Annotated in this window: 12 protein-coding genes; 6 read left to right on the top strand and 6 right to left on the bottom strand. The window is 35.7% G+C overall.

What is annotated here, in order from left to right; translation table 11 throughout:
• Positions 1-18: 18 nt before the first annotated feature.
• From WKT09_RS13010 to WKT09_RS12995, 4 genes are all read right to left on the bottom strand, one after another.
• Positions 19-1,791: an FMN-binding glutamate synthase family protein gene (locus WKT09_RS13010; RefSeq protein WP_340416441.1), complete on the bottom strand. Its 1,773-nt coding sequence runs from the start codon at positions 1,789-1,791 to the stop codon at positions 19-21.
• 164 nt (positions 1,792-1,955) lie between these two features.
• Positions 1,956-3,140 carry an MFS transporter gene (locus WKT09_RS13005; RefSeq protein ID WP_340416440.1) on the bottom strand — a complete coding sequence of 395 codons (1,185 nt, stop codon included), beginning with the start codon at positions 3,138-3,140 and terminating at the stop codon, positions 1,956-1,958.
• Positions 3,141-3,397: 257 nt separating this feature from the next.
• Positions 3,398-3,790: a FixH family protein gene (locus WKT09_RS13000; RefSeq protein WP_340416439.1), complete on the bottom strand. Its 393-nt coding sequence runs from the start codon at positions 3,788-3,790 to the stop codon at positions 3,398-3,400.
• A 12-nt stretch (positions 3,791-3,802) separates the two neighbouring features.
• Positions 3,803-4,405, bottom strand: a complete 603-nt coding sequence (locus WKT09_RS12995) for an SCO family protein (protein ID WP_340416438.1) — start codon at positions 4,403-4,405, stop codon at positions 3,803-3,805.
• Positions 4,406-4,852: 447 nt separating this feature from the next.
• Between WKT09_RS12995 and htpG the strand changes: the two genes are divergently transcribed.
• From htpG to WKT09_RS12980, 3 genes are all read left to right on the top strand, one after another.
• A complete protein-coding gene (htpG, locus tag WKT09_RS12990; protein WP_340416437.1) occupies positions 4,853-6,733 on the top strand; it encodes a molecular chaperone HtpG in 1,881 nt (626 codons plus the stop codon).
• Between the two features lie 301 nt (positions 6,734-7,034).
• Complete coding sequence (locus WKT09_RS12985) at positions 7,035-7,403, top strand: CidA/LrgA family protein (protein WP_340416436.1); 369 nt, start codon at positions 7,035-7,037, stop codon at positions 7,401-7,403.
• A complete protein-coding gene (locus WKT09_RS12980; protein WP_340416435.1) occupies positions 7,396-8,085 on the top strand; it encodes an LrgB family protein in 690 nt (229 codons plus the stop codon). Before WKT09_RS12985 ends, WKT09_RS12980 begins: the two co-directional genes overlap by 8 nt.
• 61 nt (positions 8,086-8,146) lie before the next feature.
• Here the strand turns inward: WKT09_RS12980 and WKT09_RS12975 are convergent, their stop codons facing one another.
• Entirely contained in the window at positions 8,147-9,208 is a 1,062-nt protein-coding gene (locus WKT09_RS12975; RefSeq protein ID WP_340416434.1) for an NAD(P)/FAD-dependent oxidoreductase, read from the bottom strand.
• A gap of 133 nt (positions 9,209-9,341) precedes the next feature.
• Positions 9,342-10,571 carry an MFS transporter gene (locus WKT09_RS12970; protein ID WP_340416433.1) on the bottom strand — a complete coding sequence of 410 codons (1,230 nt, stop codon included), beginning with the start codon at positions 10,569-10,571 and terminating at the stop codon, positions 9,342-9,344.
• Between the two features lie 146 nt (positions 10,572-10,717).
• Here WKT09_RS12970 and motA point away from each other — a divergent pair, with 146 nt between their 5' ends.
• The 3 genes from motA to rlmN all read left to right on the top strand — a co-directional run bounded on the left by motA (position 10,718) and on the right by rlmN (position 13,591).
• Positions 10,718-11,533, top strand: coding sequence for a flagellar motor stator protein MotA (gene motA / locus WKT09_RS12965; RefSeq protein WP_340416432.1), 816 nt, complete (start codon positions 10,718-10,720; stop codon positions 11,531-11,533).
• Complete coding sequence (gene motB / locus WKT09_RS12960) at positions 11,511-12,290, top strand: flagellar motor protein MotB (protein WP_340416431.1); 780 nt, start codon at positions 11,511-11,513, stop codon at positions 12,288-12,290. The genes motA and motB overlap by 23 nt, the downstream gene beginning before the upstream one ends.
• 245 nt (positions 12,291-12,535) lie before the next feature.
• On the top strand, positions 12,536-13,591 hold the full coding sequence (gene rlmN / locus WKT09_RS12955; protein WP_340416442.1) for a 23S rRNA (adenine(2503)-C(2))-methyltransferase RlmN: 1,056 nt from the start codon (positions 12,536-12,538) through the stop codon (positions 13,589-13,591).
• Positions 13,592-13,605 lie beyond the last annotated feature (14 nt).

Raw genomic sequence — 13,605 nt, 5'->3', positions numbered from 1 at the left:
CGTCTCAAGCTTTTCTAGTTAACTAACAATTTCCTTTTCTTTCTTTTCTTTGGAATTATTTAATGTTGTGACATCTGTTGCTGGTTTCTCAACATAGAAAGATTGCATTTTTCTTACGTTATTATTCGATTCACGAAGTGCAATATGTTGGTGTGAGAATTTTGTTGGTGAATCAATCCCACATGAAGCACCTAACATGAATAATCCTTCGCGCATCGTACGTAAGTAGTTCGCTGTACGGAAGCGTTTCTCTTCTACAACAAGTCCTTTTTCTAAATGTGGTAAATGGGACGTAATACCAACAGGACATAAGTTGGTATGACATTTCGCGGCATTAATACAACCAACGGTATTCATTGCTGCACGAGCAACGTAAATAAAGTCTGCACCTAAGGAAAGGGCAATCGCCATTTTATCTGCTGTTGCAAGCATACCAGATGCGAAGATTTTCACATTGTCACGTACACCGTGACGTAATAATGTGTTGTGTAAAATATGGACACCAGAGAAAATTGGTAAACCTAGCCCATCTGCCATCTCCTGATACGTTGCACCAGTACCACCTTCTGCACCATCTATTGCGATGAAATCAGGGTGTTTTCCTGTTTCTTTCATATATTTTGCTAATTCTTCAAAGGAATTTTCATCCCCTGCTACGACTTTAATCCCTACCGGCTTGCCTGTAATCTCTTGCCAATGTGTAAGCCAATGGAACAAGCCTTCCATATCATTAAATAATGGAAAACGGTTTGGACTTTCTACGTCTTTCCCCATATCAATGCCACGAATTCTAGCAATTTCAGGTGTGATTTTTTCTTTTGGTAATTTTCCACCTCGAACTTTTGCACCTTGCGCTAATTTTAATTCAATTGCTTTTACCTCTGGACGTAATGCATTACTTAAAAATGTCTCTTCACAATATTTGCCATCTTTTCTTGCCCCGAAAAGGCCTGAACTGATTTGGAAGATGACATCTGCTGTTTTTTGAAATAATACTTTTTGTTCGACTAAAAGATCTGCATGGTGCATGACAGACTTACCAAAATGTTCTTCTAATTCAAAGTTTGAACAGTTCGGATTATCTGTTACATATTGCACCACCCTTTCACTTAAATGGTCCACTAATGGCTCTTCAGGAGGGTCTGGATTCACTTCATAAATACGTGATAAATGGTATGGAGATAATCCACCTTCTCCAGAGTTCATGAAACTACCACCACTGATTGCGACACCTTGTGTTAATGCTTTTACAGCACTTTTGGATAAAGCACCATAGCTCATTGCCGATACGCCGATAAGCCCTTTTACTTTAAATGGATGGCGTCTATTTTTTCCAATTACTTGGATGTTGTCTCCTTTTAAGTACCAAGGTTTCACTTCCGTTGGTATACGCTTTTCTTTTCGGCTAGTTAATGATTCATTTAAAATTTTATACGTATATGTTTTGATTAACTTATCGTTGTCTACACTTAATTCATTCGTATTTAACGGGAACATAGAGTTTGTTAAATAAAAGCTAGTTAAAGAGAAATCCTTTTTGGAGCCAAATCCGACAACTGTGTTTGCATATTTACCAGCTTTTGCAATTGTCTCAGCTGTGTCACGATCTACAGGTTTCCCTTCTTTATCATTTAAGAACCAATATTGTCGCATTTCCGGTCCGATCATTTCGAACACATAACGTAAACGCCCTAAAATTGGATGTGTTTTTAAAATAGAATGCTGATGTTGCAATTTATCCTTTAAGTATAATACGACGATAAAAATAATCACTGCATAAAAAATTAACAAAGGAACTGTTTGAAATGTTGATATAAAAATAGACAGTTTGATCACCTCTATTAATATAATAACAATAAAATTTGATTATAAAAGGATAAAATCGCTATATATCAAAAAGGTATAAGAGTTATGCCTTTTTGATATATGTTAGATGAAAATTAACAGAAAAATTTTTAAATATAAGACCTTTTCTCTAATCTACCGTGGACAACATAGTATAAAAGTAGTCCGAAAAGGATGAAAAATATTAGGTAAAAATACATATCCCTATACCCGACAAGTGGGATAAGTGATCCTAAAAATAAAGGACCTAAGCCAAGTGAGAAGTCGTAAAAAATATAATAAGTTGCATTAGCTAATCCCATGCGTTCAATTGGTGCTCGTTGGACCACAATCGCTTGTGTACTAGATTGGAAGTTTCCATACCCAAGACCAATTAATGCTGCTGCAAATAAAAAGACAGATGTAGATGTTGCTTTACTAATAAAAAACATACCGATAGCAAAAATAATGATTGTCGGATAAATAACGGCATTTCCGCCAAATTTATCGAGCACTTTACCAGAAATAGGTCTTGTTAACAGCACGACTATTGCGTAAACGACAAAATAAAATGTGCCAGCTTGAACGAGATGAATAGTTTCTGCATAAGTCGAAATGAACGATAATATACTTGAATACGCAATACCGATCACTAACATGACAGAAGCAATGGGAATGGAAGAACGTTCCAAGTAATTTGCAAGTTTAAATGTTCTTTTTTCTGTTTCTGTTTCTTCGACTTCCATCGTTGGTTCCTGAATAATAAAGGCAAAAACGAAACAAATAATTCCAATAGTTAATGAAAAGATAAATACATACGTGTATGAAAAATACTGAATAAGTAAAATACCAATAAGTGGACCTATTGCTTGTGCTAATACGACACTACTACTGAAATAACCGATCCCTTCTCCAGTTCTTGTAGGAGGAATTATTTGGGAAACGATGGTCCCTGTTGCAGTTGTAGCAAGCCCGATACCAATTCCTTGCACAACACGTACGATTAATAATAAATAAATATTTATATTAAAGAAGTAAAAGATACTTAAAATTAAAAAGATTATAATCCCAACGATTAAAATTCGCTTTGTTCCTAGTTCGTTCATTTTATTTCCAGCATATAGTCGTCCGATTAACGCACCGAAAATAAAAATACTTGAAACGAAACCTGCTACACTTGTACTAGCGTTATATGTATCAATCGCATATCCTGCCATAATGATGATCAGCAAAAACATGGATAACATAAGAAGAAAGTTCACAAATGATGTAATAATAAACGTTTTTGTCCATAATTTTTCTCTGTCACTACTCAAAAAATCACTCCTATTATAATGTGGATAAATCATATGCGATTTATATTATATCGAACAATAAAGAGAGATGGTACTATTTGGTTTTATATGGCACGATTTATTTGTGAAAAATATGAAAGCATCAGGCGTGTAATTATTTTACTCTATGTTATGTTTTTTTAATTCATTCCATTGTACAAGTAACAAAATGCCATCACGAAAAACGGTACGGATTATCATTTATAAGATAAACCGTACCGTTACAGGTCACATGTAAATTATTCTACTGTTACTTCTTTTTTGGGCATTGTATGTAAATGGTTTGCATCCGTATGAGCATACATTTCATACGTTCCAGCCTCTTCGAATGTATAGTCAGCGGTATAGGTGCCGTCCTCGTTGTTTGTAGCTTCAAACGTGACACTATTTTCTTCGTCGCCACTTTCCCATACTTCAAACTTCACTTCAGCTTTTTCTTCCGCTTCTCCCCCATATGTTACTTCTGCTAGAAATTCCACCGTCTCCCCTGCTTCTACAGTCTCTGGAAGAATAAATTGCACATCTAAATCTGCTAACTCTTCACTATTATGGTTTGCATGCTCATTCTCGTTACTACATGCAAATAAAAGTACTGCAGGTAAAAGGAATAAAAGTAATAATCGCTTTTTCATGTAAATAGCTCCTTATTGTAATAAATTTTCTTTATTTAAAGATGCAAGATCTTCCATAATATCATCCAAACTGTCCGTTTTTACTCCATCATACCCTTTTACGATATTTCCTTCAGGGTCGACTAAGAAAAACCTTGTATCATGCATTACTTCATCTGAACTTGTTTTCGGTTCTTTTAATAATGCACGGAATGATTTGATGGATAATTGTTTGATCGTATCGAAATCATACCCAGTTAAAAATGTCCATGTTTCAAAATCACTACCATATTCGTTTCCATATGTTTCTAACACTTCTGGTGTATCATAATCTGGATCTACACTGAAAGAAACGAGTTGTACAGGAAAATTCTCATCTGCAATACGTGTTTGTAATTTTGCCATATTACTCGTCATTGGTAAGCAAACCGTTGTACAATTTGTAAAGACAAAGTCTGCAATCCACCACGTTCCTTCTAAATCATCTAAGCTAAAACTTTCGTTATATTGATTGGTAAAAGAGAAATCTGCTACTTCCTCAGACATATTTGTCTCAATTGGCAACTTATCTCCACAAGCCGTCAATATTAATAAAAGGCTAGCAATAACAACGAAAAAAATCTGCCTTTTAATCATTTTTTCTCTCCTTTATACTTATAATCTGCTATCACCTTCTATTTAAGCATGTTATGCCGTAATTTGCATAAAATTTGTTTAGAAAAGTCCTACTCTTCTAACATAGCACACGATATGCCGAAAATCTCAACATAGTCATGAACAAACTATGAAGATAATGTGACAAGGGTGGATGTGATAGACACTTAAAAAGTAAGTACTCCATTAAATACCATTATTTCCCAGGAAATATTGTTTATTGATACTTTGATTTATCTTTCTATATTTCCCCTGCTAGCTTCCATATAATACGGGGTGAACGATGTGTATTTGGACAAGCAAAGGAGCGTTGCGAAAAAGATTTAGTAAACAAATTTTTTTCCACTCTAAAACCCGTACATGTTAGTTGAATTTTTACCGTTTCATTTTACAATAATAAGTGGAAGAATCAATTAGGAGGTACTATTTATGGAGAAAAAACAATTCCAAGCAGAATCGAAAAGATTACTGGATTTAATGATCAATGCGATTTATTCACAAAAAGAAGTTTTTTTACGTGAATTAATATCGAATGCGAGCGATGCAATCGATAAAGTGTATTACAAAACTTTAACAGACGATACATTAACATTTAATCGTGATGATTATTTTATAAAAATCACACCGAATAAAGAAGCAAATACGTTAACGATTACAGATACAGGAATCGGGATGACGAAAGAAGAATTAGAGGAGAACTTAGGAACGATTGCAAAAAGTGGCTCCTTAGCATTTAAAGATGAAAACGAGATCGAGGAAGACTTTGATATTATTGGACAGTTCGGGGTCGGATTTTATGCGGCATTTATCGTAGCAGATAAAGTAACCGTTGTAAGTAAAGCATTTGGTTCTGAGGAAGCTTATAAATGGGAATCTGAAGGTGCAGACGGGTATACCATTGAACCATCAGAAAAAGACCTTGTTGGAACAGAAATCACTTTACATTTAAAAGAAGATACAGAAGAAGAAACGTATAGTGAGTTTTTAGAAGAATTCCGTTTACGCGATATTATTAAGACATATTCTGACTTTATTCGTTACCCGATCAAAATGGATATTACAAAAAGTGAACCAAAAGAAGAGAATGAAGAAGAATTTGTTGAATATACAGAAGAAGAAACGATTAATAGTATGGTCCCAATTTGGCGTAAAAACAAAAGCGAATTAACAGATGAAGATTATCGAAACTTCTATCAAGAAAAACGTTACGGATTTGATGAACCATTGACACATATTCATACGTCTGTCGATGGAAATATTCGTTATGATGCGATTCTTTATATTCCTTCTACGATGCCATTTGACTTCTACTCTCCTGAATATGAAAAAGGGTTAGAGCTGTATGCAAATGGTGTACTTATTATGAATAAATGTGCCGATCTTTTACCAGATTACTTTAGTTTTGTAAAAGGAATGGTTGATTCAAGCGATTTATCGCTAAATATTTCCAGGGAAATGTTACAACATGATCGTCAATTAAAAGCGATTGAGAAAAATATTACCCGTAAAATTAAACAAGCATTGGAACGAATGTTAAAAAATGACCGTGAAAAATATGAACAGTTCTACGATGTGTTTGGTCGTCAATTAAAATATGGTGTATATGCAGACTTCGGTCAAAACAAAGATGTGTTAAAAGATTTATTACTATTTTACTCATCGACTGAGGAAAAATTAGTTAGTTTAAAAGAATATGTGGATCGTATGAAAGAAGACCAAACGACGATTTTCTATGCGACAGGTGAATCGATTGACCGAATTCATAAAATGCCACAGACAGAGGTTGTACGTGATAAAGGTTATGAAATTTTATACTTCACAGAAGACGTGGATGAATTTGCTATTCGTATGTTAATGAACTACGATGAAAAAGAATTTAAAAACGTATCTGACGGGGATCTAGATTTAGAAACAGAAGAAGAAAAACAAGAGGCAGAAAAAGAAGCAGCAGACCATAAACAACTTTTCGAAAAAATGAAGGAAATTTTAAATGGAAAAGTCGTTAATGTGAAAGCTTCTACTCGTCTTCGTTCTCATCCAGTTTGCTTCTCAACAGAAGGGGAAGTATCGATTGAAATGGAGAAAGTGATGCAACAAATGCCAGATGGGCAAGGAGTAAAAGCGAATAAAGTATTAGAAATTAATATGGATCATGATGTTTTCACAGCGTTAAAACAATCCTTTGAATCAGACGAGGAAAAATTCGCATTATATACGAACCTTTTATTTAGCCAAGCAACACTCATCGAAGGGTTACCAATTGAAGACCCGGTTGAGTTTTCCAATGATATTTGTAAAGTAATGGTGTAATATTACAAGATATAAATAACGCTAGCATGTAGAAAAGTGGGAAGTCCTCTTTTCTACATGCTAGTTTTTTTAAGGAAATAATAACGTGAATGAACATTGGTCATTCACTTTTTCTGTGCAAATATTCAAAAAACATGATAAATTATGATTATATTATGTAAATCATTTGTTCAAATGGATTCCTTTTTACATGATGCAAAAGGATGAAATGTTCAAATAGCCGTGGGGATATAGAAAGCTTATTATGTTGAGGTACATAGTAGATTTGAAAGAATTAAAGAGAGAATGGCGGGGTAGAAAAATGAAGTTGCTAAAAATCATATCACAAATTGCTCTATTATTTTGTTTTTATTACATTGGGGTATTTATCCAACAATCTCTCGGATTATTCATTCCAGGGAGTGTTATTGGACTTGTATTAATGTTTCTATGTTTAATAGGTGGTATTGTAAAAGTGAATTGGATCTCAGCTGGTGCGAGTGTCATGGTGACCCATTTAGCGTTATTTTTTATTCCAGCAACGGTTGGTATCCTAAACTATTATAAATTATTTGCTGGAAAAGGAGTGCTATTACTCGTTATTACGATCATCAGCTCGATTTTAGTAATGGGGATATCAGGCTTTGTAAGTGAAAGATTGGCGAAAAAGGGAGTGGAAAGTCATGAATGATATAATAATTGCGATTACCGCTATTATTGGAACGGTCCTTGCCTATTTGTTTTCAAGATGGCTTTATAAACGGGTGTATACACCACTTCTATTACCGGTAGCTGTATCGACATTTATCATCGTTATTTTTTTAATTGCGACGAATATATCCTATGATACATATATGATTGGTGGAGAGTGGATCCATCGTCTTTTAGGTCCTGCAGTAGTGGCACTTGCCTATCCACTATATCAAAATAGGGATGTGTTAAAAGAATTAGCTTTCCCTATAGTAGTTGGTACGTTCATTGGGGCAGTAGTAGGAATTGTTTCAGGTGTGTGGATGGCAAAGCTCGTTCGATTTGAGGAAGAATTAGTTTTTTCCATTACACCAAAGTCTGTGACGACACCGGTTGCGATGGATATAAGTGAATCATTGGGTGGCATTGATACACTATCAGCGGTATTTGTGATGGTCGCAGGGATTGCTGGTGCTATGTTTGGAACATATGTCTTTAAATGGTTCGGTTTAAAGGAGATGATTGGTCGTGGTGTTGGGTATGGTTCCGCATCACATGCCATTGGAACATCTAAAGCATTAGAAAACGGACCATTAGAAGGTTCCATTAGTACCATTGCTATGATTTTAAGTGCTATATTTGTTTCGATTATTACGCCATATTTAATTCAAATGATGATGTAGACAACGTATTTTGCAATAATAAAACGGGATTCCAAGTATATACTGAAATCCCGTCCATTTATTAGTGGCGCTTTTGTAACCATAAAATTCCTGATTTTGTTAAGCGTGGCACAAGTCCTGTTAATGATTGTTGGAACATGCTGCCAAATCCATCTGATTTTCCTAAAGAACCTAATGTTCCACGAAGTTTAATTTCCTTCGGCTTCTTCGGTGTACGTCCATTGACGACATCTGTTAAAATGGTAGCAACTTGTTCACCTTGTAATCCCGCAAGTTGTCCACTTGGAGAGTAAGTCGAGGAAACATTATCCCCAATGACATAAATATGTTCGTTGTTTGGTACTTGATAAAATTCGTTCGTCACCACTTTATTAAAACGATCTTTTTCAAAAGGCAATGCACGAACAATAGCGTGAGGTTGTACTCCGGCAGTCCAAACCGTTACATCGTTCACATAACAAATACCGTTATTACATACCCCATCTTTTTCCACGTATTCTACAACGGAATGGTGAAGTACTTCGACATCATTTTTTACAAACCAATCTGCAACATATGCTTGAATCTTTGGATCAAATGCTTTTAAAACAGATCCGCCACGGTCTAATAAACGAATATTTAAATCTGGGCGACTCTCACGAATTTCTGCCGCAACTTCAATTCCACTTAGTCCAGCTCCAACGATGGAAACTTTTCCATATGCTTTTAAGTTTCCAACGGCAGCCCCTGCTTTTCTAGCACGAGAGAAACTTTGTAGACTTTCTGTATATTTCTCTGCTCCTTCAATACCGTGATACGCATCTTCACAACCTAATGATAAGACAAGATAGTCATAAGTTAATACTTTACTCTTATCACTAAAATAAATTTCGTTTGTGTCTAAATTGATTTTTCGAACCGTTCCAAATTCATAGTGAACACGATCGTTTGTTGGATATGCTGTCCGTACATCTGTATCTGCAGCAGTTCCTGCAACAATCGTATGGAATTCCGTTTTATACGAATGGTACGGATTTTTGTCGACAAGTACAATTTGAACGTCGTCAGGCAAGTTGGCATTTATTAAGCCAGTTAAAACTTTTAAACCTCCATAGCCTCCACCTAAAATAACTAAATTTTTCATATCATAATACCCCCACTATCGATGTCTCGCACTTTTACTTAATCTAATATTAAGCGTACCAAATAACTAGTAAAAAAACTAGAAAATATTACTTAAATAATGGACAAAACAAATAAAGGGAATGTTCTGAATACTATGACCTGTACCATGCACGTATTTTTGCATCATTTGGTAATAAGAAGGCAAAAATACCTAAAATAGGCAAGGTGGCAACAATCCACATCGTCGGTTGTAAACCAATGGAATCGATCGTTGAACCGAACACGATAGAACCAATCGCTCCCATACCAAAAGCTAATCCGACGATTAGTCCAGACATCGTACCTACTTTACCAGGAACAAGCTCTTGCGCATAGACGACGGCAACGGAAAAGCTCGACATGAGTGCAAGGCCGATAATCGCTAGAAAAATAATAGCGATGACATGGTTGACAACTGGTATGAGCAAGGCGAGTGGTGCTGGAATTAAAAAAGAAAGCAGGATGACCGTTTTCTTTCCGAATCGATCTGATAAAGGTCCACCTAAAAAGGTCCCAATTGCTCCCATAAATAAAAAAGTAAAAATATATAATTGCCCTTTTGCAATCGATAAGTGATAACGATCCATTGCAAAAAATATGTAAAAGTTCGCCATTGCATTATGGTACCAGGAGCGAGCAAACACAATAAAAATTAATACGATAATGGCGTTGCGCAGTGCTTTTTTTGGTGCCTTTTTTTCGATGGTGCTAGTTGTCGCTTTACGTTCCGCTATTTTGGATAACTGTTTCTTATACCATGTTGCGACATAATATAAAATAATCACTGCCATCGCTGCAATAAAGGTAAACCAAATGGATCCGAATTGGCCTAAAGGAACAAGGATTAATGCTGTAATTAATGGCGCTAATGCTTGCCCGGCATTTCCTCCTACTTGGAAAATACCTTGTGCAAGCCCTCTCCGTGGTCCCGCTGCTAAATAAGCTACTCTGGAACCTTCCGGGTGAAACGTTGCAGAACCAATTCCAATAAAAATAACACTAATAAGGATCGTAAGGAAGTTTGGTGCGAGTGCCAGTCCTAACATACCGAGCATACTACTCGTTAAGCCGATAGGAAGTGCATAAGGTAGCGGGTTTTTGTCTGTATACATTCCTATTATCGGTTGCATCACAGAAGCGACCATATTTAAGGTAAAGGCAATGAGTCCAAGTTGTGTGAATGTGAGACCTAATGATTTTTCCAAAATAGGAAACATTGCTGGAATAACAGCCTGTAACGAATCATTCAATAAATGACAAAGACTAATTAAAAATAAGATAGAGTAGACAGTAGCATTGTCTGCTTGTCCAACATGTTGTTGTTTCTTTGCAATTGTACTCATACATAGCCTCATTTCTTTTTAGATGTATATCTATCTTACCTTATTCCTCATTTTTCGTGAAGAATAGTAAAAAGGTACTTCATGTTTTTTCATAGAAGACGATATAAATAATGGAGCCTTTTTTAGTGGAAGTGGGAGGTAATGGAATGGATAAAACATCCGTCATAGGTGTCATATTAGGAGTTATTGCGATCGGGGTCGGAATGATTTTAAAGGGAATTTCCTTTGAAGCTTTATTAAATCCAGCTGCATTTTTAATTATTATTTTTGGGACGATTGCAGCTGTACTTATAGCATTTCCAACTCGTGTTATTACAAACATACCGAGTTTGTTTAAAATTTTATTTGTAGATCAGCAAAAATATGATGAAAAGGAATTAATAGTAACATTTACAAATTGGGCAGAAGTGACAAGACGAGAAGGTATTTTGTCTTTAGAAAAAGAAGTAGAACAGATTGATGACCCTTTTTTACAGTCAGGTATACAAATGGCTACAGATGGTCAGACACCTGACTTTATTGAAGCGGTTTTAATGGGGAAAATTGTTGCGATGGAAAGACGGCACGAAGAAGGTGCGGCTGTTTTTACACAAGCAGGAACATATGCCCCCACATTAGGGGTATTAGGTGCGGTTGTTGGATTGATCGCAGCGTTAGGTAATATGGATAATATGGATGTACTTGGGGCAGCAATTTCAGCCGCATTTATCGCGACATTATTCGGTATTTTTACAGGGTATGTATTATGGCACCCTTTTGCCAATAAACTTCGTGAAAAATCAAAGCACGAAGTATTAATGAAAGAAATGATGGTCGAGGGGATTCTTGCGATTACTGCTGGAGAATCACCTGCTGTGATTAAAGATAAATTAAGTTCGTTTTTATCAACGAAAGAAACAATTGCTTTAGAACAATATTTAGAAAGCAAGGTGAAAGAGAGTGAAGTGGAAACGGAAGGATAAACGAGAAGAAAAAATGGATGAATCGTGGCTCCTCCCGTATGCCGATATGTTAACATTGCTTCTTGCATTATTCATTGTTCTATTTGCGATGAGCGAGGTAGATGCAAAAAAGTTTAAACAATTAGCCTCTTTTTTTGAATCGGAATTTACGAGTGGAGAAGGAATCGTAGATCATAATACTTCTATCATTTCAGAAAAGGAATCGAAAGAGGAAAAAGAAGTAGCACGGGAAGAGGATGCGAATACATCTGAGCAAAAAGCAGAATATGAGTATTTACGAGATATACAACAACATATGGATGCTTATATTAAAGACAATGATTTAATAGATGTAATTGGGACGAAATTAACGGCAGAAGGTTTGTACATTACTATTCGAACAGATATTACTTTTGACTCTGGTAGTGCACAGGTGAAATCTAGTGGGAAAAAGATTGCTAAGGAAATCTCCCCTATTTTAGACACGGAGCCTCCACATGAAATCGTCATTAATGGGCATGCAGACGATCGGCCAATGCATAATGAGCAATTTGCTTCGAATTGGGAACTGAGTTCAATGCGCGCGATTCAGTTTATGTATTTATTGTTAGAAGAAACGGAAATGGATCCGAAATACTTTAGTGCACGTGGATATGGAGAACACCAACCAATTGTTCCGAATACGTCTGAAGAAAATCGAGCACAAAATAGGCGGGTGGAATTATTAATCGAGCCAAATTATACGTTGGATGAATCATGGATGGACGAAGTAGAATAAACAACAGAATAACACATTGCATGGAACGAAGCGGCATTCATACGGCATGATTTGTTCCGTGCTTTTTATGAGGAGGTATTATAGCAACGACGAAGGAATGAAACATGATGGAATCAAGCCCCACGAGCAGTATGTACTTTAATGGTAAAAGCGAACGGTTACATCTCATATTTCCAATTTCCTTCATTTCATCTTCATTTGAATTGTGCTATGATAGGAAAGAATAAGATACGAAAAAGAGGGTAATCATGAAGAAATCAATTTATAGTCTCACTTTTGAAGAGTTGACAGACTGGTTAGTGGAACACGGAGAAAAGAAATTTAGAGGCGCCCAAGTGTGGGACTGGTTATATAAAAAACGGATTGAAGCATTCTCAGAAATGGGAAACGTAAATAAGGAATGTAGACAATTATTAGAAGACCATTTTGTGATTCATTCTATGGAAGAAGAATTAGTACAAGAGTCTGCAGATGGTACAATTAAATTTTTATTTAAATTAAAAGATGGTAACTTAATTGAAACCGTGTTAATGAAACATTATTACGGTTATTCGGTTTGTGTCACGACACAAGTTGGTTGTAATATTGGTTGTACATTTTGTGCTAGTGGTATTTTATCAAAAAGCCGTGATTTAGTTGCAGGTGAAATCGTGGAGCAAATCGTAAATGTTCAAAAATTACTAGATAAACGAGGAAAAGACGAGCGTGTCAGTCATATCGTTGTCATGGGGATTGGAGAACCATTTGATAACTTCGATAACTTAGTTAATTTCCTTTCTATCGTGAATGATCAAAAAGGGCTTTCGATTGGTGCTCGCCATATTACCGTTTCTACAAGTGGATTAGCACATAAAATTTACGAATATGCAGACCTCGGTATTCAAGTGAATTTAGCTATTTCCTTGCATGCACCGAATGATGAACTACGAACGAGCATTATGAAAATAAATCGTGCGTTTCCAATTGAAAAATTAATGAAAGCAATCGACTATTATTTAGAAAAATTAAATCGCCGCATTACGTTTGAATATATTATGTTAAACGATGTGAATGATCAACCTGAACATGCATATGAACTTGCAGCATTATTACGTAATAAGCGTCATCTATCCTATGTGAATTTAATCCCGTATAATCCTGTAAGTGAGCATATTCAATATGAAAGAAGCTCGAATGAAAACATTCAGAAGTTTGAGGAGATTTTAAAAGCAAAAGGAATTAATTGTGGGGTTCGCTTAGAACAAGGAACAGATATTGATGCTGCATGTGGTCAGTTACGAAGTAAACAGTTAAATAAATAAAAAAGCCGACTAAT

Source organism: Pseudogracilibacillus sp. ICA-222130, assembly GCF_037892545.1.
GTDB lineage: Bacteria > Bacillota > Bacilli > Bacillales > Amphibacillaceae > Pseudogracilibacillus.
The sequence above is the reverse complement of the archived record's forward strand: the minus strand, read 5'-3'. Positions and strand labels throughout refer to the sequence as shown.

Excerpts from the sequence above, each read along its gene's own strand:
- WKT09_RS13000 (WP_340416439.1), bottom strand. The coding sequence starts at position 3,790 with ATGAAAAAGCGATTATTACTTTTATTCCTTTTACCTGCAGTACTTTTA.
- WKT09_RS12995 (WP_340416438.1), bottom strand. The coding sequence starts at position 4,405 with ATGATTAAAAGGCAGATTTTTTTCGTTGTTATTGCTAGCCTTTTATTA.
- htpG (WP_340416437.1), top strand. The coding sequence starts at position 4,853 with ATGGAGAAAAAACAATTCCAAGCAGAATCGAAAAGATTACTGGATTTA.
- WKT09_RS12985 (WP_340416436.1), top strand. The coding sequence starts at position 7,035 with ATGAAGTTGCTAAAAATCATATCACAAATTGCTCTATTATTTTGTTTT.
- WKT09_RS12980 (WP_340416435.1), top strand. The coding sequence starts at position 7,396 with ATGAATGATATAATAATTGCGATTACCGCTATTATTGGAACGGTCCTT.
- WKT09_RS12975 (WP_340416434.1), bottom strand. The coding sequence starts at position 9,208 with ATGAAAAATTTAGTTATTTTAGGTGGAGGCTATGGAGGTTTAAAAGTT.
- WKT09_RS12970 (WP_340416433.1), bottom strand. The coding sequence starts at position 10,571 with ATGAGTACAATTGCAAAGAAACAACAACATGTTGGACAAGCAGACAAT.
- motA (WP_340416432.1), top strand. The coding sequence starts at position 10,718 with ATGGATAAAACATCCGTCATAGGTGTCATATTAGGAGTTATTGCGATC.